This is a genomic window from Streptomyces sp. NPDC088732 (assembly GCF_044751205.1).
Taxonomy (GTDB): domain Bacteria; phylum Actinomycetota; class Actinomycetes; order Streptomycetales; family Streptomycetaceae; genus Actinacidiphila.
Map to the genome: position 1 here is coordinate 66,326 of NZ_JBIVLI010000005.1, position 25,272 is coordinate 91,597.

Consider the following 25,272-nt stretch of genomic DNA (forward strand, 5'->3'; position numbering starts at 1 on the left):
TCGTGTTCGGCGGGTTCGGCGCGTGAGCCGAGGGGGCCGGTGCGCCCCGGAGGCGAACCGAGCCACAAAAGGGGGCTAGTCCAGGGCGCGGCGGCCCATCCGGCTGTGGGAGCGGGTGAGCAGGGCCGCGAGCAGCGTCGCCCCCAGCGGCACCAGGACCAGCAGCATGCCGATGGTCGCCCACGGCACCACCACGGGCACCTCGACGTGTGCGACGAGGGCGCCGCGGCCCTGTTCCAGCATCTGCCGGGCGAGGTCCCGCTGCTGCTGCCGGTCGACGCGCCGCAGCGCGACCGCGGGCAGGATGCCTGCCGCCGTCCCCAGCAGTACGCCCATCGCCGCGACGACCCCGCACTGGAACCCGGAGAGCGTGCGCCGCACCCGGCCCGGGGCCCCGACGGCGGCCAGGGTCCTGAGGTCCGCCTCGGCGTCGGCCTGGGCCAGACCCGTCGCGACACCGGCGGCGCCGATCGTCACCAGGCCCGCGAAGAGGGTCAGCGCCACCAGGACGACGCCGTACCTGCCGGTGTAGCCGTGCTCCAGGTAGACGTCGGACCGGACGCCCAGTTTGGCGATGTCCTGGGCCAGCGCCTGCTGTTCGGCGTCGGTGGGCATGCGCGTGGTGGTGAAGAGCGAGCCCAGCGGCACCGTGCGCAGCCCGGCGGAGGCGGCGGCCGGCTCCGGTACGACGGCCCGCACCCCGTACGCGTGGGCGGTGCTCAGCCGCATGGGCAGCCTCTTCACCGTGCTTGTCTCCTGCTTCGACATGTCCGGGGTCACCCGGAGCCGCAGGGAGCCGTGGTCGGCGTAGGTGCGGTCGAACAGCACGGTCGTCCCGCGGGCCAGTGCCCCCCGCGCGGCGGGGTCGTGGATCCCGAGGACGTCCAGCACCTGCGGTCCGCCGACCAGGACGCTGCCCTCCGCCCAGATCGCCGGTGTGGTGCCGTCCTGCCGGCACCGCCAGTCCTTCGCGAAGGCCCGCAACTGGGCCGGGGTGAACGTCCCGGAGGTGCCCTCGGCGTCGGGCGGGCACTGGTTGGCGTCGGGCTGCACCGGCATGACGTCGCCGCAGCCGGGCTGCGCGGTGTACGGGTCGCAGATCCGGGTCCCGGTCACGAGCCGTGACACGTCCGCCCGCCGGCCGACCGGGAGGCGCTTGTCCACGCTCTGCCGCATCGCGTCCATGCCGCGGCCGCCTTCCGAGGGGAGGCCGACCGCGAGCACACCGCGCGGTGCCCTGGCGACGTACGCGTCCCGGTTCTGCTGCTCCTGGCTGGCCGCGTACGTGGCGACGGCGACCGTACCCGCCACGGCCGCCAGCACCGCGGCCACGGCGGGCGCGGTGCGGCCGCGGTGGCGCACCGCGTCCCGCAGCGCCAGCCGCGGGGCGAACGGCAGCCACCGGCCGAACCGGCCGAAGCCCGCGACGAGCAGCGGGGTGAGGGCGACCAGGCCCAGTTCGGCGAGGGCGGAGCCGCCGGCCACCACGTAGGTGTCGGTGGTGCGCGCAGATCCGTAGACCGCGATCAGCGCGCCCAGGCAGAGTGCCGTGAGACCCGCCAAGGGCAGCAGCCGTCCGGCCTTCCGCGTCGCGCGCCGGCCGGTGAGCGAGGCGAGCACGCTCTGCCGCGAGGCGGTGAACGCGGGCACGGCCGCGGCGAGCAGCCCGGTGACGACCGCGAGCGCGCCGATGCCCAGCAACTCGGCGGGCCGCAGGGTGAATCCGCCGAAGCGGCTGCCGGTGTAGTCCTCGATCGCGGGACGCAGCAGCAGTGTCAGCGCGATGCCGGTCACCGTGCCCACGACCGCGGCCGCGCCGCCGATGACCAGGCCGCCGGAGAGCACGATCGCCCGGATGTGCCGGCGGTCGCCGCCGTTGGCGCCGACCAGTCCGAGTTGGCGCCGCGAACGCCGTGCGCCGACCGCGAACGCGGGGCCCGCCAGCAGGCAGACCTCCAGCAGCGCCATGCCCGCGACGGTCGCCCCGGCGGTCAGCGCGGCGCGGTCCTGGGGCGCGGCGGGCTTGCCGGAGTCCGGCAGCCGGTAGAAGGGCACCTGGGAGTCGGCGGGCGGATCGAGCGTCACCGTCCGCGAATGGACCAGCACCCCGGCGGTGTTGGCGCGCCGCACCATGTCCCAGGTGAAGCCGCCGTCCACCGCGACCAGGTACGACGGCGCGGGTGCGCCCGCGTCCGAGCCGGCCGCCTTGCGTGCGGCGACGTACCGGTCGACGAACGCGCCCGGGTGGAAGTCCAGTTGGGCGGTGCCGAGCCTGCTCGGCAGGTCGTAGGCGCCGACGACGCGGTAGGCGTGGTCCAGTCCCTGGGCCCGGACCTCGGACCCGACGCGCAGTCCGCTGCGCGCCAGGAACGCGTTGGTGGCGGTCACCTCGTCGGGCGAGGCGGCGAAGCGCCCGCGGGTCAGGTCCATGATCCCGGCGGCGAGGGGGTCGGCCCCGTCCAGTTCCCTGACCTCGGTGCCCATGATGCCGGACGTGGTCATGACGTCGGCGTACGCGATCGTGTCGGGGATGCTCCTGGCCCCCGCGGGCGCCGCCGTCCTGGGGTCGACGCCGGGCGGCACGGCCGTCTCGCCGGGCTTCTCCTGCCGCGCCAAAGCGAAGCTGTCGCCCTGCGGCGTCTGGAGGATCGCGGTGCCTCCCTGGCCGGCGTCCTCCAGGCGGGCGTCGGCCGCCCCGATGTCGCGGGTGACGGTCTGCTGCGGGGTCAGCCGGGAGCTGCGGATGGTGACGTCGGCGGCGCTGACCCCGACGACCGGTACCGCGATCATCGCCAGCACCATCAGGCTGCGGCCCTTGGCGCGCCAGGCGTCGCGGCGGGCGATCCGGACCGCGACCCGCCAGCTGCGGAACGGCGAGGTCACTGGGCCGTCCCCCCGGTCAGCAGCGGATCCGCGGACGGCCGCAGGGTGATGTCCACCACCGAGCCGTCGCGCACGGAGACCACCCGGTCCGCCCAGGAGGCGAACCGCGCCTCGTGCGTGACCAGCACACAGGCCGCGCCCGCGTCGCACCGGTTCCGCAGCAGCGCGAGCACCGCCTCGCCGGTCTCCGAGTCCAGGGCGCCGGTGGGCTCGTCGGCGAGGACCAGCCGCCGGTCGCCGACCAGCGCCCGGGCGACGGCGACCCGCTGCTGCTGGCCGCCGGACATCTCGTCGGGGAAGCGGTCGGCGAGCTGCTCCAGGCCCATCTCCGCCAGCAGCGCGAGCGCCTCGCGGCGGGCCGCGCGGCTGCCGGTGCCGTCCAGTTCACGGGGGAGCGCGACGTTCTCGGCGGCGGTGAGCGCGGGTATCAGGTTGTAGTCCTGGAAGACGTAGCCGATGCTGCGGCGGCGCAGTGCCGCCACCTGCTTGCGGCTCGCCGCCGTCAGGTCGGTGCCCTCGACCACCACGCGTCCGGACGTGGGCACGTCCAGCCCGCCCGCGAGGGTCAGCAGCGAGGACTTGCCCGACCCCGACGGGCCCATGACGGCGACGAGTTCGCCCGGGTGCACGGCCAGGTCGATGCCGCGCAGCGCGTGCACCTCGGTGGCCCCGGACCCGTGCACCCGGGTCAGCCCCTCCAGGAGCAGCACAGGTGCGGGCCGCCCCGGCGGCGTGGGCGGTGTGTTCAGGCTGGACATGAGCTGGTCTCTTCCCCGGCGGTGACAGATCGGTTCACATTCCGACCGCCATGCGATGATCACTGGCTCACTGTGTCCCGAAACGGCAACAACTCCCTCCGCCCGCTGGCGTCGGTGCCGCCCAGGGCCGACCCGGCCGCGCGATGCCTCCGAGACCGCCCGCATCATCGACGCGGTGCCCGGGAGACAGCGCCACCGGCTGGGGGCACGCGAAGCGGACGGCCGAGGGCGCTCATGCGTCCGGCGCGGCCTTCACGTGATGGCTGAGGTCGCCGTAGAACTGCTCACCGACCGTACGGCGGGTGAAGCGCCACACGCCGTCGCGACGTTCGAAGGTGTCGCGGTAGCGGCCGGTCGCGACGGGCTGGAGAGGGAAGCCGTCGGTCTGCTGCAGGACGGTGAAGTACGAGGAGGAGGTGGCGGTGCCGGCTTCCTCGTCGACGTCGATGAGGAGGTTGGTGGTGACGTGGCGGGTTCTGGGCGTGCCGTCGTCGTAGGTCCGCAACGTGTTCACCGCCATGTCCTCGACGGCGGCCTTGCCGCGAACCGTTTTCGTGCCGAGGGTGAATTCTGCGGCGTCGAGGAGTTCGCCGAGCCCGGCGAAATCGCCGTCATCGACGAGGAACGCGTACCGGCCGATGAGCTGGGTGATCTGATGCTCGCTGGAAGACATGGATGTCCCTTTTCATGATGGACAGGAGGACGAGATCTCAATACATCAGGTGAGGTCTGCTCTGATGTGGGCGATCTTGTCCCCACTGAAGGTGATGTCGAATGTTCCACCGGTGTGACCGCCGGGGAAGTCGCCGGTGAAGTCGACCTCGACATGCAGGTATCCGGCCCCGGTCGCTGCGGGAACGGGCGTGACGCTCTGGAGTCGCGTTGTCGTGCGGTAGCCGATGAAGTACGCGTCGAAGTATTCCTTGATGCCGGCCACGCCATCGAATGTGCGCCCCACGGACGGATCGTCAAGCACGGCATCTTCGGTGAAGAACTTCAGGTAGGTGCCGGCATCGTGCGTATTCGACGCGGCGATCCACTCGGTGATGATGTCCTGGTGGTCGACGGTTGGCATATCTCCTCCATGAAAGCGCTGCCGGGTCTTCTGTTTACCCACCCAACATCCTCGTGCGCGATCGATGAAGGCCGCCGTGTGCCTAGGAGCGCGGCACCCACCCAGCGACGGCGGCCGGCCCCCGTGCACAGGTGAAGCCCCGGAGGGGCGATGCTTCCGTACGCCCGCCATGCCCCCCGCCCCCCTCGGTATGGTCGGTGGCATGACCCTCAGGGACCCCAGGGACGAACTGCCCGAGCCGACGACGCCCGAGGGCGGGGACGGCCTGACCGCACTGCTCGCGGAGCCCCGCAGGGCCGTCGTGGCGCTGGACTTCGACGGGACGCTGGCCCCGATCGTGCCGGATCCGGACAGCGCGCGGGCGCATCCGGAGGCCGCCCGGGTGCTGGCGCGCCTCGCGCCGCTCATCGGCTCGGTGGTGGTCGTGACGGGCCGTCCCGCGGGGGTGGCCGTGCGGTACGGCGGTTTCGCCGGGGTGCCGGGTCTGGAGCGGATGGTGGTGCTGGGCCATTACGGCGCCGAGCGGTGGGACGCGCGGTCCGGCGAGGTGCGGGCGCCGGGCGCGCACCCGGGGGTGGACGCGCTGCGTGCGGAGCTGCCGGGGGTGCTGGACGGGATCGGCGCGTGGCAGGGCACCTGGGTGGAGGACAAGGGCCGTGCCGTGGCGGTGCACACGCGCCGTACGGAGGATCCGCAGGCCGCGTTCGCGGCGCTGCGGGGCCCGTTGGGGGAGCTGGCGGAGCGGCACGGCCTGATCGTGGAGCCGGGCCGGATGGTGCTGGAGCTGCGTCCGCCGGGGATGGACAAGGGTGTGGCGCTGGGCGACTTCCTGCGGGAGGTGGGGGCGGGCCCGGTGCTGTACGCGGGTGACGACCTGGGCGATCTGGCGGCGTTCGGCGCGGTGGAGAAGCGCCGCGCGGACGGCCTGCCGGGTGTGCTGGTGTGCAGCGGCAGCGCGGAGGTGGCGGAGCTGGCCGCCCGCGCGGATCTGGTGGTGGACGGGCCGGAGGGCGTGGTGCGTCTGCTGGACGCCCTCGCGGCCGTCCTGGAGGGTCAGGAGAGCCAGGACCGCGTGAGCGACTGAACGGCCGAGCCGTCGAGGTCGGCGAGCTTGGCGCCGACGAAGGCGCGGGCGGCCTCGGAGGTCTGGACGCGGAACGGCGGGTTGTCGGCGCCGAGGGCGTCGACGACGGGTGCGGCGGCGTCCTCGACGCCCTGCGCTGCGTGGAAGGCCTGCGTGGTGCGGTCGAGGTAGTGCGTCATCGCGTCGGCGTAGGGTCCGGCCGCGGCGACGTACGCGGGGATGTCGATGCCGACGTTGGCGACGAACTCGCTGGCCACGGCGCCGGGTTCGACGACGATGACGGAGACGCCGACGGCGGCGGCGACCGGCGCGAGCGACTCCATGAAGCCCTCGACCGCGAACTTGGCGGCGCAGTACGCCTCGTTGAAGGGCTGTCCGACGACGCCGCCGACGCTGGTGACGGTGATGAGGCGGCCGCCGGACTCCCGCAGGTGCGGCATCGCGGCCTTGGTGACCTCGACGACGCCGAAGAAGTTGACCTCCATCGTGGCGCGCACGTCCGCGACGGTGCCCAGTTCGACGGTGTTGACGTGTCCGGCGCCGGCGTTGTTGACGACCGCGTCCAGCCGCCCGAACTCGACGACGACGTCCTCGACGCACGCGGCGACCAGCAGCGGGTCGGTGACGTCCAGCCGCTTGAGGTGGACGCGCTCGGCGACACCGGCCTTCTCCGCGGCCTCGCGGAGCGCGTCGGCCTTGCCGAGGTCGCGCATGGTGGCGACGACGGTCCAGCCGGCGCGGGCGGCGCCGACGGCGACGGCCAGGCCGATGCCGGTGGAGGTGCCGGTGATGAGGACGGTGCCGGGGGAGGTGGCGTGGGCAGGCATGGGGGTTCCGTTCGTTCGTCGCGCCCAGGGATTCTGTGCGTGTACACACACCATAACCATTGCGTGCGTGTACACACAACCCCGCCCCGCCCGGTAAGGTGACCCCATGGCGCGCAACGACATCACCCTGGGGGAACTCTCCGACCGCGACCGTGCCTTCTACGGCCTGATGTGGGCCGGCACCACCCTCACCGGCCGCGTCGACCAGGCGCTGCTCCGCGCCCACGACCTGCCGATGTCCTGGTTCGAGGTCATGCTGTGGCTGCGCCGCCGGAGCGAGCCGGTGGCCGCCTCCGACCTGGGGGCGCGGACACTGCTCAGCCGCAGCCAGGTCTCCCGCGTCATGGACGCCCTCCAGGCGCGCGGCCTGATCGTCCGCGTGCCCTCGCCGACCGACGCCCGCTCCACCGGGGTGCTGCTGACCGAGGCCGGCCGGGCGGCCTTCGACGAGGCCGACGCCACCCGCCGCGCCGCGCTGGCGGACGGATTCGACGACCGTCTGGACGAGGCCGACATACAGGCGCTCAACGCCATCTGGGCCAAACTCAAGGGGAAGCCCTCAGGCCCGGCCGCCTGACCTCCCGGCGCCGCCGCCGTCGGCGTCCGCGTCGTGCACGATCAGGGCGATCTGCACACGGTTGTTGAGCCCGAGCTTGCCCAGGACGCGGGAGACATGGGTCTTGACCGTGGGCACGCTCATGTGGAGCGCCGCCGCGATCTCCGCGTTCGACCGGCCCTCGCCGATGGCCAGGGCCACCTCGCGTTCGCGCCCGCCCAGCGAGGCGAGTTGGCGGCGGGCCCGCGCGCCCGCGCTCCGCGACTGCGCCGCCCCGCCCGCGACCTGCGCGATCAACTGCCGTGTCACCGCGGGCGACAGCACCGGCTCCCCGGCGGCCACCTTCCGTACCGCCTCGACGATCTCGCGCGGCGGGGTGTCCTTGAGGACGAAGCCCGCCGCCCCGGCGCGCAGCGCGCGCAGCACGTGCTCGTCGGTGTGGAACGTGGTCAGGACGACGACCTCCGGCGCACCGGGCCGGGACCGCAGCTCCTCCGTGGCGGCCAGGCCGTCCACCGAAGGCATGCGGATGTCCATCAGGACCACGTCGGGGGCGTGCGCCTCGACCAGCGCGGAGACCTCCGCCCCGTCGCCGGCCTCGGCCACGACCTCGATGTCCGGGGCCCCGCCCAGCATCAGGCGCAGGCCGGCGCGGACGAGGGGGTCGTCGTCGACGAGCATCAGGCGCAGCACGGTCACGCGCCCACCGTAGCCAGTCGGCCCGTCGCGGCGTTCACGGCGTTCACGGCGCCCACGGCAGCCAGGCCCGGACGCGGAAGCCGCCGCGCACCGGGCCGTGTTCGAGCCGGCCGCCGGTGAGGGCGGCACGTTCGGTGAGGCCGGTCAGTCCCTGTCCGGCGCCGGGGATGCCCGCGGCGCGCGGGGCGGCGGGGGCCGTGTCCGGCGCCGGGTTGCTGACCTCGACCGTCAGCCCGCGCGCCGGGCCGCCGCTGAGCCGGACCGTCACCTCCGTGCCGGGCGCGTGCTTGCGGGCGTTGGTCAGCCCCTCCTGCACGATGCGGTAGGCGGTGCGCCCCGTGGCGGCCCCGCCCTCCCCCGCCGCGCAGTCCGTCTCCAGTGCGATCCGCATGCCGGCCTCCCGTGCCTCCGCCACCAGCCGGGGCACGTCGGCGAGGGTCGGCTGCGGGCGCACGCCCGCGCCCCCGCCGGTCGTGCCGCCCGTCCCGCCCGGCTCGCGCAGGACGCCGATGATCCCGCGCAGGTCCTCCAGCGCCTGGTGCGCGGCGTCGCGGATCACGCCCGCGGCCCGTTCGATCTCGGCGGGCGGGGCTCCCGGGTGGAACTCCAGCGCCCCCGCGTGGACGCTGAGCAGCGTCAGCCGGTGCGCCAGGACGTCGTGCATCTCGCGGGCGATCTCCTCGCGGGCCTCCCGCCGTCCCCGTTCCGCGTGGGAGGCGAGCAACTGCCGCCGGGAGCGCACGTACAGCCCCCAGCCGATCGCCCCGGCCATGATGGCGAAGAAGGTGAGCGCGGAACCGGTCTCCGGCAGGTCCGGGTCGGGTCCGCGGGCGAGGAACACCGGCAGCGGCGCGAAGGCGAGCGCCGCGATCCACGCCGTGCTTCGCAGCGGGCGGTGCGCCGCCACGGTGAAGACGGCCACCGCCGTCGGCCCGCCCACCAGGTGCGCGAACCATCCGGTCACCAGCAGTGCCGCCGCCAGCTGCACCGGCCACCGCCGCCGCAGGAACAGCGCGGTGCACGCGGCCGCGCTCACGGCCTGCTCGGCGATCCCGGTCCCGGCGCCCGTCCCGCCCGCGGACAGCACGGAGAAGGCCGCGGCGCCGAGGAAGACCGCGATGTCGGCGCCGATGCCCTTCGGCATGCGTCTGGGTATGCCTCGCATGTCCCCGAATCTACGGACCGCGGACGCCGCCACCACAGGCCGCGTGCGAAGTCGGGACCTTCGGACGACACGCGGGGGCCGATCGGCTACTTAGGACGACAGCCCGGCCCCGGCGCCGCTTCCTAGCCTCGGGGCATGAAGGGTCTTCGCGGGTTCACAGGATTCCTCGGCTTCGTCCTGCTCTCCCAGGGCCTCGGCGGCATCGCCTACGAGCTCACCGACGGCAGGTTCCATCTGTGGGCGCTGGTGCAGCGGATCGGTTTCCTCGACGGCTACCGGATGTACGTGTGTGTCGTGCTGGTCGCATTGGGCCTGGCGGTGTGCGTGGCGGCAGACTCGGTGGGCAAGGCGAAGAAGTAGTCCGCCCGTTTGTGGCCCACCGAAGGAGCCGGTCCTGAGCACGTCGTACGCGGAGGCGCTGTCCGCCCTGCTGCTGGTGGTGGTGCTGGTCTGCGCCGTGGTGCGCCCCTGGGGCCTGCCCGAGGCGGTGGTCGCCGTCCCGGCGGCGGGCATCGTCATCGGAACCGGGGCGATCTCCCTCGACCACGCCGGGGAGGAGGCCGCCCGGCTGGGGCCGGTGATCGGCTTCCTGGCGGCCGTGCTGGTGCTGGCCCAACTCTGCGACGACGAAGGGCTGTTCCGCGCCTGCGGGGCATGGATGGCGCGGACGGCGGCGGGCCGTCCGCGCCGGCTGCTGGCCCAGGTCTTCGTCGTGGCCTCGGTGATCACCGCGGTGCTGAGCCTGGACGCGACCGTGGTGCTGCTCACCCCCGTGGTCTTCGCGACCGCCGCGCGGCTTGGGGCGCGGGCCAAGCCGCACGTGTACGCGTGCACGCACCTGTCCAACACGGCGTCGCTGCTGCTGCCCGTCTCCAACCTCACCAATCTGCTGGCCTTCGCCTCCAGCGGGCTGTCCTTCGCCCGCTTCGCGGCGCTGATGGCACTGCCGTGGCTGGTGGCGATCGGCGTGGAGTACGTGGTGCTGCGGCGCTGGTTCGCCTCCGACCTGGACGCCTCCGCCGGGGTCCGGGCGGCCGGGGACGCACCGGAGGTGCCGCTGTTCGCGCTGGTGACGGTGGTCTGCACCCTCGCCGGGTTCGTCGCCACCTCCGCGTTCGGGCTGAACCCGGCGTGGGCGGCGCTGGCCGGCGCGCTGGCGTTGGCGGTGCGCGCGCTGCTGCGGCGGCGGACCACGGTCCGCGCGATCGGCCGGTCGGCGGCCGTCCCCTTCCTGGCGTTCGTGCTCGCGCTCGGCGTGGTGGTCCGCGCGGTCGTCGACAACGGGCTGGCCTCCGTGCTCACGCACGTCGTCCCCGAGGGCACGGGCCTGCTCGCGCTGCTCGGGCTCGCGGCCCTGGCGGCGGTGCTGGCCAACGTCATCAACAACCTGCCCGCGGTGCTCGTGCTGCTGCCTCTGGCGGCGCCGGGCGGCCCGGGCGCGGTGCTCGCCGTCCTGCTCGGGGTGAACATCGGCCCCAACCTGACGTACGCGGGGTCGCTGGCCACCCTGTTGTGGCGGCGTATCGTCCACGCCCACGACGCGGCGGTGAACCTGCGGGAGTTCACGCTTCTCGGGCTGCTCGTCGTGCCCGCTGCGCTGGTGCTGTCGGTGGTGGCACTGTGGGTGTCACTGCCGGTCTTCGGAGGCTGAGCCGGAAAGGGGACCGCGTTGACCGTTGTCGTCTGGACCGTCGAGGGGACCTGGCCCGCGTGTGTGGACGCCGCGCGCGCCCACGCGCCGGAGGGCGCCGACATCGTGCTGCTCCATGTCAGCGGGCAGGACGTGCCGGACGCGGCCCACGGCGCGTTCGCGGGTCTGCTGGGCCGCGGGCACCCGCGCCCGCACGGCCCGGCGCACGGCTGGGGTCGCGATCCGGGGACCCGCATGGAGGAGCAGGCGGCCGTCTCGGGACGGGAGTTGCTCGCGGCGGCGGCCGACCGGCTGGGCCGGCCGTGCGTCCGGCGCGAGCTGACCGGCCGGGTCGAACGGGAGGTGGTGGCGGCGGCGGAGGGCGCCGACCTCCTGGTCCTCGCCCGCGACGGCGACCGCAGCCACCTCGGCCCGCACAGCCTGGGCCCCGCCGCGCGCTTCGTCGTGGACCACGCCCCCTGCCCGGTCCTCCTGGTCTGGCCCGAACCCGCCCCCGACCTCGGCACGATCCCCCCACCGCCCCCGCAGGCATAGTGGGGTCGGCCCCGGTCAGTCGGCGCTGCCTGCCGTGGCCACCCATCGCATGGGCTGTCCGGTCACGCGCGCGATCATGTCGAAGTCGCCGTCGTAGTGCAGGACGGTGGCGCCGTGCCGCTCCGCCGTCGCTGCGATGATCAGATCCGCGACGGACAAAGCCTTCCAGTTCCCGTCTCCGATGAGCAGGGTTTGCACCTCTAGGGCGCGGTCCCATGCTTCGTCAGGCGTGGGGAGCCAGTCGAAACCGCGCATCTCGTCGCGGATACGTTCGGCGTCGGCCTTGGAACGGGCGCTGCGGAGGACCTCCACTTCGACGGCCCCGCACACGGCGAGGAGCCCGGCGTTGTGCAGCGGCTGGACCATGGCGCGGACCGGCGGCTTCGGATAACGGGCGAGGGCGGAGGTGTCGATGAGGAAGCGGTCGGTCATGCGTCGTGATGCGGGTCGTCCGCACTGTCGACGGGACCGGTCAGATCAGGAAGCCCGCCATCAGCCAGCCACTCCAGAAACGACGCGCGCTTCCGGCGCTTGACCGCGTCCTCGAGAGCTGCGTTGACGGTGGCGACCTTCGTGGTTGTACCGAAGATCTCGGCCGCGGCGGCGAGCATGTGGTCATCGACGTCTATGACGGTACGGGTCATCTCCGCCTCCAAGAGTGAGATCCATGGGTCATGATATCAAAATGTGCGGCAGACGATATCAAACGCTGCCCAACCCCTGCCGCCCTCTATGCCGGCCGGTTCGGTGGGTCCAGGGTGACCGGCGGGCGGCACCGCATCCCCTGGTGTCACTGCCAGGGCCGCGCGGATATTCCCGGGTTGCGGCGGCATGACGACATCGACGTCTCCTCGTCATCCTCCGCTCATCGAGCGGCCGACTTCCCGCCGCCGGTTGACGAGTGCCGTAAACCTTGGGCGGAGACCCGCATTCCGTTTGTCATCTGACGTATGCCCAGCTGGGGGGCCTTCCTGCGTAGCGTCGATGGGGCTTGAAACCATCCAATCGGGAAGGCCCCCCTCATGTGCACTCATGGTGACCATTCGTCCCAGGAGCCGGCCGGCAACAGCCGGCGCGGTTTTCTGCGCAACGCGGCGCTGGCCGGCGCGGGCGCCGCGGCTGTCGGCGTCGGCGGGGCCGCGTTCGGCGTGACGCCCGCGTCCGCCGCGGAGGCCGGGAACGCCGAGGACGCCGCCAGGCACGGTGGCAAGAGCGGCAAGTGGAACCCGGACCCGACGTCGCTCCAGTTCACCCTCGCGGTCATGCCGGACACCCAGTTCCTCTACTGGGGCAGCCAGGACAGCGTGAACCGGACTCCGCAGGAGGAGTCGTTCCGCTACATCATCAACAACAGCGGCAACCCCGACAACAACATCGTCTTCATGGCGCACCTCGGCGACATGACGCAGGACGCGGACCCGTCGTCCTTCGAGCAGGTCGACAAGGCGTTCGCGGTGCTGGACCAGCACGGCGCCGCGTACAGCGTGCTCGCCGGCAACCACGACGTGTCGGGCGACGACAGCCGCGGTGACACGCCGTACCTGCGGACCATGGGCCCGCAGCGGTTCCGGCACTCCAAGACCTTCGCCTCGGCGGACGAGACCGGCTACAACACCGCGCACATCTTCCAGGCCGCCGGCCGCTCGTGGCTGCTGCTGGCGCTGGACTGGCGCACCACCGACCAGGGTTACGCGTGGGCCAACAAGGTCATCAAGGCGCACCCGAAGATGCCGGTGATCGTCACGTCGCACGACATCGTCGCCTCTCCGTACGATGACAACGTTTTCCCGTACGAGTCCGGCGACCCCGAGAACAACGCCGTGATCGTGGGCAACGGTCAGGCGATGTGGGACAAGCTGATCAAGGAGAACGACCAGGTCTTCCTGACCCTGAACGGCCACTACTGGCCGCCCGGGCGCATGACCCAGAAGAACGCCGCCGGCAACGACGTGCACATGCACATCACGAACTACCAGAACCGGTACTTCGGCGGCGGCGGCATGATCCGCCTGTACCACTTCGACCTGGTCCGCAACACGATCGACGTCGAGACGATCAACCCGTGGATCATGGCCCAGGAGCCGGAGACCCGCACCCAGCTGGCCGCGGAGATCGCCCAGGTCACCGGCCCGGTCGACAACTTCTCCATGCCGATCGACTTCGACGAGCGCTTCGCGAGCTTCAACCCGGTCCCGGTCCGGCCCGCCCGCCCGGCGAGCAAGGAGCTGGTGAAGGGCACGCTGGCGTACTGGCGCTTCGACGGGCAGGGCGCGCCCGGCACCGCGCTCACCGCGGGCCAGACGATCCGCGACCTGTCGGGCAAGGGCAACGACCTGACGGTGGTGACCCTGCCGGGCACCGCCGACGGTGCGCTGACCTGGTCCGCCGACCACCACCCCGACCAGCCCGCGCACGCCAGCCTGAAGTTCACCGGCGGCCGCAACCCGGTCAACGGCTCGTACCTGACCACGGGTCCGAAGGCGCCGCTGAACAGCGAGACCTTCAGGAGCGGTTACACGATCGAGTCGTTCGTGATGATGCCGCTGGACTGGGACTCCGGCCGGAACGGCAACGCGTCGTTCCTCAGCCGCCGGGGTGCGTCCGGCGCGGCGGGCAAGCACGGCAAGAACACCGACCCGAACGAGCCGCTGGCCCAGTTCAACATCACGAACAACGGCCGCGAGCCGCAGTTCAACCACTACCCGCTGAACACCACCTACCCGACGACCAACTGGGGTCACGGCCTGGTGGAGCTCAAGTGGTGGCACCTGGCGGTCGTCAACGACGGCCGCTACACCCGCCTGTACGTCGACGGCGCCCCCGTCGTCGACAACCCGAACCGGGTCTCGCAGGGCATCACCTCGCTCGGTCTGCCCTGGCTGGTGGGCGGCCACGAGTACGCGGGCGCGGTCGACGTCGTCTTCCACGGCAACGTCGGTGACATCCGCATAGTGAACCGTCCGCTGTCGCACGACGAGTTCCTGACCGCCGAGTAGTCCGGCCGGTCACCGTCTCCCGCCCCCGGCCCGTCCGTCGGAGGCGGGAGACGGGGTCGGTTCACCGTCAGTCCCGCCCCTACAGCCGTGGCAAGGCCGTTCGCACGCGTACAGCCGGGGCGGCGAGCGCCAGTGCGGCGCGCACCCGGTCCGCGCCGGACGGCCCGAAGGGGCCGGGCGCGGGGACGGCGCCGGTGCAGGGCGCGCACACCCCGGTGGCTTGCCCTCGCGGCAACGGATCGCCGCAGCCCGCGCATTCGGGCAGCGGTTCGGCCGGGGCCGCCGGATCGAGGCGGGTGCGCGGGGCGGGGAGCTTGTCGCGCAGGCGGCGGGCGATGAAGCCGGCGGGGGAGTGCACGGCGGACGGCAGTCCGGCGCTGACGGCGGTGCGCAGTTCGAGTTCGCTCGCGCCGTTGGCCAGCCAGCGCGCGGCCAGCGGGGCGAGTTTCGCCGCCTCGGCGATGCCGAGGGCGAGCCGGGCCTCCGTCCGCCCCACCCGGTGCAGCACGGCCGCCGCGCGGGCGACCAGCGGCGCGTCGGGGTGGGGGGTGTTCACCTCTTCGGTGTTCTTTTCCCTGGGTGATGCGCCGACGGCCCGTTCGGCCGGTGCGCCGACGGTCGGCATCCGGTCACCCGGTGGGGCGAAGGCGGCCTCGATCTCCTCCGGGGCCAGCAACGCGACATTGGACACCAGCACTCGGGTCGTCCATCGGCCCGTGTGCGGGCACTGGTTGCGCCGGGTGTGGACGTAGCCCTCGGCTTCGAGTTGCTGCCGGGCCCGGCGCAGCGCGATGCGTCCTTCGGGCATCTTCTCGCCGATGGTCTGGAGGGTCTCGCGCGATCCGTCGGGCAGGGAGAGCGCCCACTGGAGCAGTCGTACGGCCGTTCCGTTCAGCCGCGGATGGCGGATGAGGTCGTTCGGCGTCTGGGAGAAGAAACGGGTCGGCGGGATAGCATGACGCATCATTTACGGGGCTCCGCATCGGCCTCGGGGATGTAGGCCCCCGGTCGGTGTTGGCGCACCGCTGGGGGCCGCTTCGTGCGCAAGCACGAAGCGTGATCGGGCGGTTACTCTACCCGCACGGCGGCGGCGCGCGCGACGCCCGTTCGCCGACCCGACGCACGCAAGCGCAGCCCCGGACGCGGCCCGCGACCGCTGGAGGGGACCGCGCCAACAACGCCCGTGGTCCCTACATCTAGGCTGTCGCCGAGGTCCGCGGCAGTGCGTGATCGCCTCGCACGCACCTCGTCGTCGGCGACAACGCAACGCATGGGGGGATCGGCGTGGGACGTCGATGGGTGAAGGTCCTGGCCGTCACGGTGGCCGTGCTGGCCGTGCTGTTCGTGACCGCCGACCGGGTGGCCGTGCACTACGCGGACAAGGAGGCGCTCCAGCTCGCGAAGGAGAAGTACGGCTACGCGAACACCACGGACGGCCACATGAGCGTGGGGATCCAGGGCTTCCCGTTCGTGACCCAGGCGCTCGACGGCGACTTCCGCCATGTCACGCTGGACGCCTTCTACGTCGACACCGTCGACAACCGGCAGGGCGGCTACCTGTACATCGCCCGGCTCCGCATCGATCTGCGCGACGTGAGCGTGACCTCGGTGACGGCGCGCAGTGCCCAGGCCAATCTCGCCACCGGCACCCTGACCCTCTCCTACAAGGACCTGTCCGGCGTGGTGTCACGGCTGGCGAGGGCCGGTGGCTCGATCAAGATCTCGCAGGCCCCGGGATCGGACGGCCAGGCGGCACGCGTCCAGGTCTCGGGAACGGTCGGCGGAGCACCGCTGAGCAGCACGGGCACGCTCCTCGCGCAGGGCTCGGAGCTCACGCTGTCCGTTCCCGGTGCCGAACGCGCCGGTTGCGAGTGGAGGGTCGCCCTCCCGGTCGGCCTCGGTTTCACCGCGGCGCGTGCCACCGCCGACGGCATCGAGATCAGCCTCACCGGGCACCAAGTGACGCTCGGTTCCTCGCGCTTCGACGGGTGACGTCACTCCACCGGTACGGCGGCGGCGAACGCGACGAACGCCGACCACTGCTCGGCCGGGAACACCAGCACGGGCCCCGCGGGGTCCTTGGAGTCCCGGACGTGGACGGCTGCCGGACCGGCGGCGACCTCGATGCACGCGCCGCCCTCACTGCCGCTGTGGCTGCTCTTGAACCATGCGAGTTCGGAGGTCATAGCTCCCCTGCAATCTGCTCGATCACCTTCGCGGATTCCCCGACGCTGAGGGCCTGCGACCGGATCATCGCATAGCGCTGGTTGAGCTTGCTGACCTCATTCCGCTCGCTCATCAGCACGCTGCGGCCCTGGACTTCGAGATAGGCGAGCAGCCGCAGATCGGGGGTCTCCAGCAGATGCATGGGCCCGTCGAAACCGGCGTGCGCCTCGTGCGCGAGCGGCATCACCTGGACGGTGACGTTCCGCAGCGCGGCCACCTCCAGCAGCCGTTCCAGCTGGCGCCGGTTGACCTCCCGGCCGCCCACCGGGCGGCGCAGCACCCACTCCTCGACCACAAAGGCGAGCTGCGGCGTCGGGGCCCGGGTCAGCAGCGACTGCCGGGCCAGCCGGGCCCGCACCCGCCGCTCCACCTCCTCCCCTTCGAGGGCCGGGCAGTAGGCGCCGAGCACCACCCGGGCGTAGTCCTCGGTCTGGAGCAGGCCGTTGACCACGTGTGTGTCGTACGTGTAGAGGCAGACCGCCGTGCGCTCCAGCTCCGCGTACTCCTCGAACCACGAGGGGAACTCACCGCGCTCCAGATGCCGCGCCGCGGCCCGCAGCACCCCGCCCGCGTCGCCGAGCAGCGTCTCCGCGCCCTCCACGAAGGCCGGCGGCGGCATCCGCTCCCCCCGCTCGACCTTGATCACCAGCGACTTCGAGTAGCCGACGTGCGCGGCCAGTTCCTCGGTCGACAGTCCCCGCGCCTCCCGCAGCGACCGTGCGACCGAGCCGAACATCCGCATGCTGGCCGAGCCCTCGCCCTTCGTCGCGGACACGGCACCACCTCCCCGATACACAGCGCGTACACACCGGCCCGGCCGCCCCGACACAGCTGACCCGGGGTCAGGTCGTCCCTGGTCAGGCTAGCCACGGCACGGAACCGTTGACCCCATGACGCAGGAATCCCCACCCGGAACGGCGATGCGCGTCGTCGCCGAGCCCGCCCGCATCGCCGCCGTGCGCACCGCCGTGCGCGAACAGCTCCGCGCCTGGGGCCGCGAGGACCTCGCGAACGCCGCCGCGCTGTGCGTCACCGAGATACTCGCCAACGTCCACCGCCACGCGGGCTCCCCCGAGTGCGAACTGACCCTGCACGACCTCGCCGACGAGGGAGTGCGGGCCACGGTCAGCGACCGCTCGCACCGGCTGCCCGTCCCCGCGCCGCTGCCGCTCGACTGGTCGGCCGAACGCGGGCGCGGCATGCACCTGATCGCGACGGCCGCCCACCGCTGGGGCGCCCGCCCGACCCCCACCGGCAAGCAGGTCTGGGTGGTGCTGCGGTGAGGCCCGCCACCTGGGCCTGGCTCGACGACACCGCCTTCGGGCCGGTGGCCTTCCTGCTGCTGGCCCACCCGCGCGGGCACGGCACGGCCGGGCTCGCCGCGCTGCTCGGCCTGACCGAACCGGGGCGCCGCCTGCCCGACCTGGGCGAACGGGTCACCGTGCCCGCCCCCGGCCGGGCGGTCGTGCACGGTGAAGCGGGCGGCTGCCTGCTCGAAGCCGCCGTCGGGGAGCGGTGGTCCGCGTTCGTGGCGGACGGCGGCCCGGTCGCCCTCGTCGTCGGCCTCGAACCGCTCGCCCGCCGCGCCCCGCTCGCGGAGGTGGAGCACTACCTCGCCACCGGCGCGCTGACCGCCCGCATCCGGCTGGGCATCAGCCGGCGGCGAGCGGCCGCTCAGCCGTGCACGGGGGGCTGACCGGCCCGGTCGGCGATCCCCACCTCGATCACCGCGGTCCGCGTCGTCCCCAGGAACGCCAGCGAGGACGGGTCGAAGACCCACGTCGTGTCGTGCCGCGACCCGAAGAACGTCAGGCCCACCCCGCGGCGGCCCGCGCCGTCCGCGGTGTGGTCCACGACCACCATGCCGGGCAGCCGGGAGGCGGCCCGGTACAGCGCGGAGTTCAGATCGGGGAGGAGGAGGGAGTCCGGGAGCATCGCGCCGATCGACTCGAAGACCGCCTCCTCGTGCGTCGGCCCCTGGCCCGCGGTCCGCGCGTACAGCGTGCGCAGCAGCAGAACCGGATCGGTGGGCAGGGCCGTGAGCTCGCGGTAGGTGGTGCCGTTCGGGTCGGCGTCCAGGCTCATGTCGATGTGGCCGGTGGCACCGCCGTCCGCGGGGATCGCCCGGATACGGGCCAGGCCCTTGCGGCGGCCGTCCACGGCGTGCCAGTCCTCGCGCTGGGCGAGGGCGTCGGGCCCGGTCGGCAGGAAGTCGGCGAAGTACCGCTTGGCGCCCCGGACTTCGGTGTACACGTACTGGTCGTCTTGGACCGCGGCGGCCGGGCGCGAGTCCGCCGCCCGCGCGATCCGCGTGAGCAGCACCTCGGCCCGGTACCGCTGGGCCGCGCTGACGGCGGGGCCGTCGTCGAGGACCCCGCTCGCGTCGACACCGGCCAGGACGGCGAGCGCCAGTGCCGCGGGAACGCCCGCCGTGAGCAGCCGGCGCCGCACCCGGGAGCGCAGCGGCCGCGGTACCGGTTTCCCGTCCCGGGCGATCTCGCGCAGCAGGTGCTCCTTGAGTATCCGCTCGCGGGCCGGCGGGAGGACCGGGTCGCCCGGCGGGGGCAGCAGTTCCACCAGTTCGGCGTGCTCGTTCACCGGGTCTCCCTCCCGACCTGCTCCTCCGGTGCCGGACGCCGCCCGGCGGCGGCCCGGCCCCGTGCCAGTTCGTCCTCCGTCAGCTTCCGCAGCCGCTCCCGGGCCCGGAACAGCCGCGAGCGGACCGTGCCGACCTTGATGCCCAGCGCCTCGGCCGCCGCGACGGAGTCCAGTCCCGCCCACACGCACAGCGCGAACACCTCGCGTTCCGGCCGCCGCAACTGCTCCAGCGCCCGGCGGGCGGCACCGAGCTGTTCGGCGTCCGCGAGCCGGTCCGCGAGCTCGTCCGCGAAGTCCGGCACCGCGTCCCGCAGCGGCAGCCGCGCCAGCGCGCCCTGGTGGCGCCGCGCGGCACGCGCCGTGTTGCGCATCACGTTCGTCGCGATGCCCAGCAGCCACGGCTGGAGGCTGTCGCCGTCCACACGCACCCGCTCGCGCGTCCGCCACGCCTCCAGGAACGTCAGCGACACGATGTCCTCGGCCGTCGCCCAGTTGCCCAGCACCCGCACGGCGTGCCGGTGCACCACGCCCGCGTGGTCGTCGAAGAGCTGGGCGAACGCGGCCGGGTCCCCGGCCCGCACCCGGGCTCGCAGTGAAAGCTCCACGTCAATTCCTGTCCGGCCGCCGCCCCGCGTCGCGGTGACGTGTGTCACCCAGGAGAACGTGCGGTCGGCCCCAGTGTCTCAACGCAGGTCAGTCGAGGGCGTGCAGCTGGTCCAGGAACCACCGCTGAGGCGGCAGCGCGGTGGCCGCCGCCACCAGGCGCTTGGTGGCCTCGGCGCGTTCCCCGTGCGAGAGCGAGAGCGCCTGGTGCAGCGCGCGGGCCGTGGCCAGGATGTCGTACGGGTTCACCACGAAGGCGTCGTCGCCCAGCTCCTCGTAGGCGCCCGCCTCACGCGACAGCACCAGGGCGACACCGTCGTCCGAGACGACCGGGATCTCCTTGGCCACCAAGTTCATGCCGTCGCGGATCGGGTTGACCAGCGCCACGTCGGCCAGCCGGTACGCCGCCAGCGAGCGCGCGAAGTCGTCCTTGACGTGCAGGATCACCGGCTCCCAACCCGGGGTGCCGAACTCCTCGTTGATCTCCTCCGCCAGATCGGAGACCTCGTCGGTGTACTCGCGGTAGATCGCCAGGTCGTGCCGCGAGGGATAGGCGAACGCGATGTGCACCACGCGGCCCTGCCACTCGGGACGGTCGCGCAGCAACTGCGCGAACGCCAGCAGGCCGCGCACGATGTTCTTCGACAGCTCGGTGCGGTCCACCCGCACGACGACCTTGCGGTCCGGGCCGCCCACGGCCTCCCGGAGCACCGCCAGGCGCTCCTCCACGTCCGGCCGGTGCGCCCGCTCCCGCAGGAACTCCGCGTCCGCCCCCAGCCCGTGCACCCCGATCCGGGTGGTGCGGCCCTGATGGGTCACCGACAGTGCGTCCCCGTCCCGGCTCACGGACGCGCCGAGCACATCGGCGCAGCACGCGGCGAACGCCTCCGCCCAGCGCCGGGTCAGGAACGCCGCCCGGTCCGCGCCCAGAACGCCGCTCAGCACCTCGGCCGCCACGTCGTCCGGCAGCAGCCGGAAGTAGTCCGGCGGCGCCCACGGCGTGTGCGAGAAATGGCCGATCCGCAGGTCGGGGCGGCGCGAGCGGAGCATCTGCGGCACCAGCGTCAGGTGGTAGTCCTGCACCAGGACGGCCGCGCCCTCCCCGGCCTCCTCCGCCAGCGCGTCGGCGAACGCGCTGTTGTACGCCACGTACGCCGCCCACTGCTCGCGGAAGTCCTCGTCGAAGACGGGCTCCAGAGGCGTCTGGAACAGCAGGTGGTGGACGAACCACAGCACGGAGTTCGCGATCCCGTTGTACGCGGACGCGAACGTCTCCGCCGGGATGTCCAGCATGCGCACCCGCTGGTCGCCGGTGTCCTCCGCGGCCAGCCGCCCGCTCCTGTCCGCGGTCCGCAGCACGGCCGCGCGATCGCCGTCACCGAGCGCGGCGCACACCCACACGGCGTCCGTGTCCGGCCCGATCGCGCTCAGCCCCGACACGAGACCGCCGCCTCCGCGGCGCGACTCCAGCGTCCCGTCCTCCCGGAGGCTGTACGAGACGGGCCCGCGATTGGACGCCACCAGAACCCGCGCGCCATGCGATGCGACCATGCCGCCAGCCTAGCCACGCATCCCCACCCGCAAACGTGTGCGCTACGCCACCCGAGCGTCCCCAGGGCCGCAAGGACCTGCGCGCCCACCCCACGCCCCCCTCAGGGGCCCGGGGAACTGCGCGCCCAGCCCACGACCCCCCAGGGGCGCGGGGAACTGCGCGCTCAGCCACGACGCACCCGCACCGAAGCCCCCGCAGCGTCACGCAACCTCGCGGCGCCGCACGTACTCCGGGATCGAGATCATGGGCGGCCGCTCCTCCGTCGTCACTTCATGCACCCGCGGAGCGAACCCCTCCGCGGTCCGCTCGAACTGCGTGAGGACGGGCCGCACCAGGTGCCCCCGCGCCAGCCGCGTCTGCGCCGTGCGGTAGATCGTCGCGGCCATGCGGCCCAGCGCCTGCCCGTCCTGGTGCCGATGGTGCCGCACACCGACGTCGACCTGCGCGAGCGCGTCGAGCCCGACCGCGTTGAGCGCGTCGATGAGCAGCCCCAGTTCGACGCCGTACCCCACGGGAAACGGCAGCCGCTCCAGCAGTGACCGCCGCGCCGCGTACTCGCCGCCGAGGGGCTGCACGAAGCCCGCGAGCTGCGGCCAGTGCAGATTGAGCAGGGGCCGGGCGACCAGTTCCGTGACGCGCCCGCCGCCTGCCGGCTCCACCGTGCCGCCGGCCTCCAGGGGCCGGTCGTACATCGCCTTGACCAGCTGGACGTCCGGCTCCGTGAGCAGCGGCCCGACGATCCCGGAGACGAAGCGGGTGTCGAACTCGCGCAGGTCGGCGTCGACGAAGCAGACGATCTCGCCGCGCGTGGCGAGCAGTGAGCGCCACAGCACCTCGCCCTTGCCGGGCACGGCCGGCAGCCGCGGCAGGATCGCGTCGCGGTGGACCACGGTCGCGCCCGCCGCCGCGGCGACCGCGGCGGTCCCGTCCGTGGAGCCCGAGTCCAGGACGACGAGCTCGTCGACCAGCGGCACGGCCCCGGGTGCGTCGGACATCAGCGCGCGGCGGATCTCCGTGACGATCGCCCCGACCGTGGCCTCCTCGTCGAGCGCGGGCAGCACCACGCTCACCGTTCCGCGCGGGCCCGCGGCCCGCTTCGCGGCGAGGAGCTGGCCCAGCGGCCGGCGCTCGGCGGTCCAGGACCGCCGCCGCAGCCAGCCGGCTACCTCGTCCAGCACTGCGTTGCTCCGTTTCTGCCCCTCTTCTTCGGCTTGTCTCGAAGGACGGACGGGCTGTGACCAGGTTCGAGGTCGTCGGTTACAGTCGAGAACACGAGGCATGACCATCGTATGTCCGCGGTGATCGCGCCTCGTACGACAAATGCCCGGGCCCCGCGCCCGGTGCCATACCGCTCATCCAGAGGGGCAGAGGGAACGGCCCGTTGAAGCCCCGGCAACCCTCCCGCCGACCGCGAGGTCCAGGTGGGGAAGGTGCCAATTCCGTCTCGCGGCGAAATGCGCCGCGAGGAAGATGAGGAGAAAGGGCCTCGCCTGACATGGCTGCGCAGACTGCTGTCACCGACGTCGCGTCCACGGATTCCCCCTTCGGACCCGCTTCCGCACTGTCCTGCCGCGAGTGCGGCGAACGCTTCCCGCTGAGCCCGATCTTCGCGTGCGAGGTCTGTTTCGGGCCGCTCGAAGTGGCCTACGACCTTCCCGCCGGCGATCCCGAGACGCTCCGCAAGCGCATCGAGTCCGGTCCGAACAACATCTGGCGCTACGCGCCGCTGCTGCCCGTCCCCGCCGACGTGGCCACCAAGCCCAATCTGAACCCCGGCTTCACCAAGCTCGTCAAGGCCGACAACCTCGCCCGCGAACTGGGCGTCACCGGCGGCCTGCACATCAAGGACGACTCCGGCAACCCCACGCACTCCTTCAAGGACCGTGTGGTCGCCATCGCCCTGGAGGCCGCCCGCACCTTCGGCCTGACCACGCTGTCCTGCTCCTCCACCGGCAACCTCGCGGGCGCGGTCGGCGCCGCGGCGGCCCGCGCCGGCTTCCGGTCCTGCGTCTTCATCCCGCACGACCTGGAGGAGGGCAAGGTCGTCATGGCCGCCGTCTACGGCGGCGAACTGGTCGGCATCGAGGGCAACTACGACGACGTCAACCGCTTCTGCAGCGAGCTGATCGGCGACCCGATCGGCGAGGGCTGGGGCTTCGTCAACGTCAACCTCCGCCCCTACTACGGCGAGGGCTCCAAGACGCTCGCGTACGAGATCTGCGAGCAGCTCGGCTGGCGGCTGCCGGACAACCTCGTCATCCCGATCGCCTCGGGCTCCCAGCTGACGAAGATCGACAAGGGGCTCCAGGAGCTGATCAAGCTCGGCCTGGTCGAGGACAAGCCGTACCGCATCTACGGCGCCCAGGCCGAGGGGTGCTCCCCGGTCTCCACCGCCTTCAAGGCCGGGCAGGACGTCGTGCGCCCGCAGAAGCCGAACACCATCGCCAAGTCGCTCGCCATCGGCAACCCGGCGGACGGCCCCTACGTGCTGGATATCGCCCGGCGCACCGGCGGCGCGGTCGAGGACGTCACCGACGAGCAGATCGTGGACGCCATCAAGCTGCTCGCCCGTACGGAGGGCATCTTCGCGGAGACGGCGGGCGGCGTGACCGTCGGCGTCCTCAAGAAGCTGATCGAGAGCGGGCAGTTGGACCCGGCTGCCGAGACGGTCGTGCTCAACACCGGTGACGGGCTCAAGACCCTGGACGCCGTCGCCGCGACCTCCCGTCCCACCGCCACCATCCGCCCGAGCCTCGACGCGTTCCGCGCCGCCGGCCTGGCCGGCTGACCCCGGCCGCCGATCGCCGTCCGTCCCGAAACGAAGGTGAACCCCGCATCATGAGCGCGAACGTCCGCATCCCCACCATCCTCCGCCCCTACACCGGCGGCCGGGCCGAGGTCCCCGCCGAGGGCGGCACGCTGGCCGAGGTCATCGAGTCGCTGGAGAAGAACCACCCCGGCATCGCGGCCCGTGTCCTGGACGACACGGGCAAGCTCCGCCGCTTCGTGAACGTCTACGTGAACGACGACGACGTCCGTTTCTCCGAGGGCCTGCAGACCGCGGTGGCCGAGGGCGCGTCCGTGTCGATCATCCCCGCGGTCGCCGGGGGCTGTTGAGCCGGAAGCGCCGTGGAACGGGCAGGGGTGCCGGGAGTTGCTCCCGGCACCCCTGTGTGCGTGAGGGGTAGTTGAAGGGCTGTACAGTTGTTCCAGAGGCTCGCAACCCTCTGCAACGCCCTGCGCAAACCCTCTTTCCGGGGCGTCCCTGTCGACGATTTATCGCCAAATTCCTGCGATGATTGTCGTGTTGGCGTCATATGTCCCGCCCGACTTGCCCCGGATCATTGGCCGATCGAGCCGTTCTTCCCTTTCCTCCTGCCCGGATTTCTCGTCGGATTGACCTGTTGCAGACAGCGTTCGTGCAGATACATTCAGCCGCGGTCGACGCGTTCCGGCGCACGCCCCCTTGGCTGTAGGGGGTGAGGTCTGACCCGGGTCCGCGAGGTGCGGGCCTGCGAAAGGCCAGCAATAGGGGAGTTAGGAATGGCTCAGGGCACCGTCAAGTGGTTCAACGCGGAGAAGGGCTACGGCTTCATCGCGGTCGACGGTGGTGCGGACGTCTTCGTGCACTACAGCGCGATACAGATGGACGGCTACCGCACCCTCGAGGAAGGTCAGCGGGTCGAGTTCGAGATCTCGCAGGGCCAGAAGGGGCCGCAGGCGGACATGGTCCGTCTCGCCGCCGGCTGACGCCGCGCACCGGCCACGGAGCGCCTCGCACCGACGCGCTCAAACGTACATGTCAAGGCCCGCCCTCTGAACGGGGGCGGGCCTTCGTCTGTCCGGCGCCCCCCGCCCGCCCCCGCCCGCCCCGGCACCTGGCGGGAGACCGGCCGAGCGGCTTGCACTCTCCTAGGGCGAGTGCTAATCATTGGCGTTAGCACTCTGACGTTGAGAGTGACAAAGGACCGAGTGGGTGAGGCCCGCTCGACCGCCGGAAAGGAACCGGCGGAAGGGCAGGCCGTCCGTCGCGGGCGCCGGCGCGGTCCTGGAGTAATCCTTCCC

The 25,272-nt window shown here is 72.7% G+C and carries 28 protein-coding genes and 1 riboswitch; of the genes, 12 read left to right on the forward strand and 16 right to left on the reverse strand.

What is annotated here, in order from left to right; all coding sequences use genetic code 11:
- Positions 1-75: 75 nt before the first annotated feature.
- The 4 genes from ACIP9H_RS10630 to ACIP9H_RS10645 form a co-directional block, all read right to left on the reverse strand.
- Positions 76-2,883 (reverse strand): FtsX-like permease family protein, encoded by a 2,808-nt coding sequence (locus ACIP9H_RS10630; protein ID WP_401958729.1) that lies wholly within the window; start codon positions 2,881-2,883, stop codon positions 76-78.
- A complete protein-coding gene (locus ACIP9H_RS10635) occupies positions 2,880-3,641 on the reverse strand; it encodes an ABC transporter ATP-binding protein (RefSeq protein WP_401592398.1) in 762 nt (253 codons plus the stop codon). The genes ACIP9H_RS10630 and ACIP9H_RS10635 overlap by 4 nt, the downstream gene beginning before the upstream one ends.
- A gap of 232 nt (positions 3,642-3,873) precedes the next feature.
- A complete protein-coding gene (locus ACIP9H_RS10640; protein WP_401592400.1) occupies positions 3,874-4,314 on the reverse strand; it encodes a nuclear transport factor 2 family protein in 441 nt (146 codons plus the stop codon).
- Between the two features lie 45 nt (positions 4,315-4,359).
- Positions 4,360-4,758, reverse strand: a complete 399-nt coding sequence (locus ACIP9H_RS10645) for a nuclear transport factor 2 family protein (RefSeq protein ID WP_401592402.1) — start codon at positions 4,756-4,758, stop codon at positions 4,360-4,362.
- 160 nt (positions 4,759-4,918) lie between these two features.
- Here ACIP9H_RS10645 and otsB point away from each other — a divergent pair, with 160 nt between their 5' ends.
- A complete protein-coding gene (otsB, locus tag ACIP9H_RS10650) occupies positions 4,919-5,800 on the forward strand; it encodes a trehalose-phosphatase (protein WP_401592404.1) in 882 nt (293 codons plus the stop codon).
- Here the strand turns inward: otsB and ACIP9H_RS10655 are convergent.
- Entirely contained in the window at positions 5,770-6,627 is an 858-nt protein-coding gene (locus ACIP9H_RS10655; RefSeq protein ID WP_401592406.1) for an SDR family NAD(P)-dependent oxidoreductase, read from the reverse strand. The genes otsB and ACIP9H_RS10655 overlap by 31 nt on opposite strands.
- A gap of 106 nt (positions 6,628-6,733) precedes the next feature.
- On the opposite strand from ACIP9H_RS10655, the gene ACIP9H_RS10660 reads away from it, so the two are divergent.
- The gene (locus ACIP9H_RS10660; protein ID WP_360900929.1) at positions 6,734-7,204 is read left to right on the forward strand and encodes a MarR family winged helix-turn-helix transcriptional regulator; all 471 of its coding nucleotides are present in this window, start codon (positions 6,734-6,736) and stop codon (positions 7,202-7,204) included.
- Here ACIP9H_RS10660 and ACIP9H_RS10665 read toward each other — a convergent pair.
- Both ACIP9H_RS10665 and ACIP9H_RS10670 read right to left on the reverse strand, forming a co-directional pair.
- Complete coding sequence (locus tag ACIP9H_RS10665; protein WP_401592583.1) at positions 7,187-7,864, reverse strand: response regulator; 678 nt, start codon at positions 7,862-7,864, stop codon at positions 7,187-7,189. The two genes, ACIP9H_RS10660 and ACIP9H_RS10665, sit on opposite strands and share 18 nt — an antisense overlap.
- 61 nt (positions 7,865-7,925) lie before the next feature.
- Complete coding sequence (locus ACIP9H_RS10670; protein ID WP_401592409.1) at positions 7,926-9,047, reverse strand: sensor histidine kinase; 1,122 nt, start codon at positions 9,045-9,047, stop codon at positions 7,926-7,928.
- 135 nt (positions 9,048-9,182) lie between these two features.
- On the opposite strand from ACIP9H_RS10670, the gene ACIP9H_RS10675 reads away from it, so the two are divergent.
- The 3 genes from ACIP9H_RS10675 to ACIP9H_RS10685 are packed head-to-tail and all read left to right on the forward strand — an operon-like array spanning position 9,183 to position 11,232.
- Positions 9,183-9,407 carry a hypothetical protein gene (locus tag ACIP9H_RS10675; protein ID WP_401592411.1) on the forward strand — a complete coding sequence of 75 codons (225 nt, stop codon included), beginning with the start codon at positions 9,183-9,185 and terminating at the stop codon, positions 9,405-9,407.
- Between the two features lie 34 nt (positions 9,408-9,441).
- Positions 9,442-10,698, forward strand: coding sequence for an SLC13 family permease (locus ACIP9H_RS10680; RefSeq protein WP_401958990.1), 1,257 nt, complete (start codon positions 9,442-9,444; stop codon positions 10,696-10,698).
- A gap of 18 nt (positions 10,699-10,716) precedes the next feature.
- Positions 10,717-11,232, forward strand: coding sequence for a universal stress protein (locus tag ACIP9H_RS10685; RefSeq protein WP_401958737.1), 516 nt, complete (start codon positions 10,717-10,719; stop codon positions 11,230-11,232).
- Between the two features lie 15 nt (positions 11,233-11,247).
- Here the strand turns inward: ACIP9H_RS10685 and ACIP9H_RS10690 are convergent, their stop codons facing one another.
- The gene (locus tag ACIP9H_RS10690; protein ID WP_401958739.1) at positions 11,248-11,664 is read right to left on the reverse strand and encodes a PIN domain nuclease; all 417 of its coding nucleotides are present in this window, start codon (positions 11,662-11,664) and stop codon (positions 11,248-11,250) included.
- Complete coding sequence (locus ACIP9H_RS10695; protein WP_401592417.1) at positions 11,661-11,876, reverse strand: type II toxin-antitoxin system VapB family antitoxin; 216 nt, start codon at positions 11,874-11,876, stop codon at positions 11,661-11,663. Before ACIP9H_RS10695 ends, ACIP9H_RS10690 begins: the two co-directional genes overlap by 4 nt.
- Before the next feature lie 378 nt (positions 11,877-12,254).
- On the opposite strand from ACIP9H_RS10695, the gene ACIP9H_RS10700 reads away from it, so the two are divergent.
- Complete coding sequence (locus ACIP9H_RS10700) at positions 12,255-14,228, forward strand: LamG-like jellyroll fold domain-containing protein (RefSeq protein WP_401592419.1); 1,974 nt, start codon at positions 12,255-12,257, stop codon at positions 14,226-14,228.
- Positions 14,229-14,307: 79 nt separating this feature from the next.
- Here the strand turns inward: ACIP9H_RS10700 and ACIP9H_RS10705 are convergent, their stop codons facing one another.
- Positions 14,308-15,195 carry a hypothetical protein gene (locus ACIP9H_RS10705; RefSeq protein ID WP_401958743.1) on the reverse strand — a complete coding sequence of 296 codons (888 nt, stop codon included), beginning with the start codon at positions 15,193-15,195 and terminating at the stop codon, positions 14,308-14,310.
- Between the two features lie 317 nt (positions 15,196-15,512).
- Between ACIP9H_RS10705 and ACIP9H_RS10710 the strand changes: the two genes are divergently transcribed.
- A complete protein-coding gene (locus ACIP9H_RS10710) occupies positions 15,513-16,220 on the forward strand; it encodes a DUF2993 domain-containing protein (RefSeq protein ID WP_401958745.1) in 708 nt (235 codons plus the stop codon).
- Positions 16,221-16,222: 2 nt separating this feature from the next.
- Here ACIP9H_RS10710 and ACIP9H_RS10715 read toward each other — a convergent pair whose 3' ends face one another.
- The gene (locus ACIP9H_RS10715) at positions 16,223-16,414 is read right to left on the reverse strand and encodes a DUF397 domain-containing protein (protein WP_401592425.1); all 192 of its coding nucleotides are present in this window, start codon (positions 16,412-16,414) and stop codon (positions 16,223-16,225) included.
- A complete protein-coding gene (locus ACIP9H_RS10720) occupies positions 16,411-17,229 on the reverse strand; it encodes a Scr1 family TA system antitoxin-like transcriptional regulator (protein WP_401958749.1) in 819 nt (272 codons plus the stop codon). Before ACIP9H_RS10720 ends, ACIP9H_RS10715 begins: the two co-directional genes overlap by 4 nt.
- A 115-nt stretch (positions 17,230-17,344) precedes the next feature.
- On the opposite strand from ACIP9H_RS10720, the gene ACIP9H_RS10725 reads away from it, so the two are divergent.
- Entirely contained in the window at positions 17,345-17,737 is a 393-nt protein-coding gene (locus ACIP9H_RS10725; RefSeq protein ID WP_360900971.1) for an ATP-binding protein, read from the forward strand.
- The gene (locus ACIP9H_RS10730; RefSeq protein WP_401592429.1) at positions 17,734-18,150 is read left to right on the forward strand and encodes a hypothetical protein; all 417 of its coding nucleotides are present in this window, start codon (positions 17,734-17,736) and stop codon (positions 18,148-18,150) included. The genes ACIP9H_RS10725 and ACIP9H_RS10730 overlap by 4 nt, the downstream gene beginning before the upstream one ends.
- On the opposite strand, the gene ACIP9H_RS10735 is transcribed toward ACIP9H_RS10730, so the two are convergent.
- The 4 genes from ACIP9H_RS10735 to ACIP9H_RS10750 all read right to left on the reverse strand — a co-directional run bounded on the left by ACIP9H_RS10735 (position 18,129) and on the right by ACIP9H_RS10750 (position 22,385).
- A complete protein-coding gene (locus ACIP9H_RS10735; protein ID WP_401958752.1) occupies positions 18,129-19,052 on the reverse strand; it encodes a CU044_5270 family protein in 924 nt (307 codons plus the stop codon). The genes ACIP9H_RS10730 and ACIP9H_RS10735 overlap by 22 nt on opposite strands.
- On the reverse strand, positions 19,049-19,657 hold the full coding sequence (locus ACIP9H_RS10740; protein ID WP_401592433.1) for an RNA polymerase sigma factor: 609 nt from the start codon (positions 19,655-19,657) through the stop codon (positions 19,049-19,051). Before ACIP9H_RS10740 ends, ACIP9H_RS10735 begins: the two co-directional genes overlap by 4 nt.
- A gap of 88 nt (positions 19,658-19,745) precedes the next feature.
- Complete coding sequence (locus tag ACIP9H_RS10745) at positions 19,746-21,206, reverse strand: trehalose-6-phosphate synthase (protein ID WP_401592435.1); 1,461 nt, start codon at positions 21,204-21,206, stop codon at positions 19,746-19,748.
- A gap of 201 nt (positions 21,207-21,407) precedes the next feature.
- Positions 21,408-22,385: a glucosyl-3-phosphoglycerate synthase gene (locus ACIP9H_RS10750; protein ID WP_401592437.1), complete on the reverse strand. Its 978-nt coding sequence runs from the start codon at positions 22,383-22,385 to the stop codon at positions 21,408-21,410.
- 171 nt (positions 22,386-22,556) lie between these two features.
- Positions 22,557-22,684, forward strand: a riboswitch (SAM riboswitch).
- Positions 22,685-22,702: 18 nt separating this feature from the next.
- Between ACIP9H_RS10750 and thrC the strand changes: the two genes are divergently transcribed.
- The 3 genes from thrC to ACIP9H_RS10765 all read left to right on the forward strand — a co-directional run bounded on the left by thrC (position 22,703) and on the right by ACIP9H_RS10765 (position 24,957).
- A complete protein-coding gene (gene thrC / locus ACIP9H_RS10755) occupies positions 22,703-23,995 on the forward strand; it encodes a threonine synthase (protein WP_401592439.1) in 1,293 nt (430 codons plus the stop codon).
- A 50-nt stretch (positions 23,996-24,045) separates the two neighbouring features.
- Entirely contained in the window at positions 24,046-24,324 is a 279-nt protein-coding gene (locus ACIP9H_RS10760; protein ID WP_401592441.1) for a ubiquitin-like small modifier protein 1, read from the forward strand.
- Between the two features lie 426 nt (positions 24,325-24,750).
- Positions 24,751-24,957, forward strand: a complete 207-nt coding sequence (locus ACIP9H_RS10765; protein ID WP_005486335.1) for a cold-shock protein — start codon at positions 24,751-24,753, stop codon at positions 24,955-24,957.
- Positions 24,958-25,272 lie beyond the last annotated feature (315 nt).

What these genes read in the sequence shown, in the direction of transcription:
- otsB (WP_401592404.1), top strand. Translation starts at nt 4,919, where the DNA reads ATGACCCTCAGGGACCCCAGGGACGAACTGCCCGAGCCGACGACGCCC.
- ACIP9H_RS10640 (WP_401592400.1), bottom strand. Translation starts at nt 4,314, where the DNA reads ATGTCTTCCAGCGAGCATCAGATCACCCAGCTCATCGGCCGGTACGCG.
- ACIP9H_RS10715 (WP_401592425.1), bottom strand. Translation starts at nt 16,414, where the DNA reads ATGACCTCCGAACTCGCATGGTTCAAGAGCAGCCACAGCGGCAGTGAG.
- ACIP9H_RS10660 (WP_360900929.1), top strand. Translation starts at nt 6,734, where the DNA reads ATGGCGCGCAACGACATCACCCTGGGGGAACTCTCCGACCGCGACCGT.
- ACIP9H_RS10700 (WP_401592419.1), top strand. Translation starts at nt 12,255, where the DNA reads ATGTGCACTCATGGTGACCATTCGTCCCAGGAGCCGGCCGGCAACAGC.
- ACIP9H_RS10675 (WP_401592411.1), top strand. Translation starts at nt 9,183, where the DNA reads ATGAAGGGTCTTCGCGGGTTCACAGGATTCCTCGGCTTCGTCCTGCTC.
- ACIP9H_RS10670 (WP_401592409.1), bottom strand. Translation starts at nt 9,047, where the DNA reads ATGCGAGGCATACCCAGACGCATGCCGAAGGGCATCGGCGCCGACATC.
- ACIP9H_RS10690 (WP_401958739.1), bottom strand. Translation starts at nt 11,664, where the DNA reads ATGACCGACCGCTTCCTCATCGACACCTCCGCCCTCGCCCGTTATCCG.
- ACIP9H_RS10760 (WP_401592441.1), top strand. Translation starts at nt 24,046, where the DNA reads ATGAGCGCGAACGTCCGCATCCCCACCATCCTCCGCCCCTACACCGGC.
- thrC (WP_401592439.1), top strand. Translation starts at nt 22,703, where the DNA reads ATGGCTGCGCAGACTGCTGTCACCGACGTCGCGTCCACGGATTCCCCC.
- ACIP9H_RS10765 (WP_005486335.1), top strand. Translation starts at nt 24,751, where the DNA reads ATGGCTCAGGGCACCGTCAAGTGGTTCAACGCGGAGAAGGGCTACGGC.
- ACIP9H_RS10635 (WP_401592398.1), bottom strand. Translation starts at nt 3,641, where the DNA reads ATGTCCAGCCTGAACACACCGCCCACGCCGCCGGGGCGGCCCGCACCT.
- ACIP9H_RS10725 (WP_360900971.1), top strand. Translation starts at nt 17,345, where the DNA reads ATGACGCAGGAATCCCCACCCGGAACGGCGATGCGCGTCGTCGCCGAG.
- ACIP9H_RS10695 (WP_401592417.1), bottom strand. Translation starts at nt 11,876, where the DNA reads ATGACCCGTACCGTCATAGACGTCGATGACCACATGCTCGCCGCCGCG.
- ACIP9H_RS10655 (WP_401592406.1), bottom strand. Translation starts at nt 6,627, where the DNA reads ATGCCTGCCCACGCCACCTCCCCCGGCACCGTCCTCATCACCGGCACC.
- ACIP9H_RS10665 (WP_401592583.1), bottom strand. Translation starts at nt 7,864, where the DNA reads ATGCTCGTCGACGACGACCCCCTCGTCCGCGCCGGCCTGCGCCTGATG.
- ACIP9H_RS10745 (WP_401592435.1), bottom strand. Translation starts at nt 21,206, where the DNA reads ATGGTCGCATCGCATGGCGCGCGGGTTCTGGTGGCGTCCAATCGCGGG.
- ACIP9H_RS10705 (WP_401958743.1), bottom strand. Translation starts at nt 15,195, where the DNA reads ATGATGCGTCATGCTATCCCGCCGACCCGTTTCTTCTCCCAGACGCCG.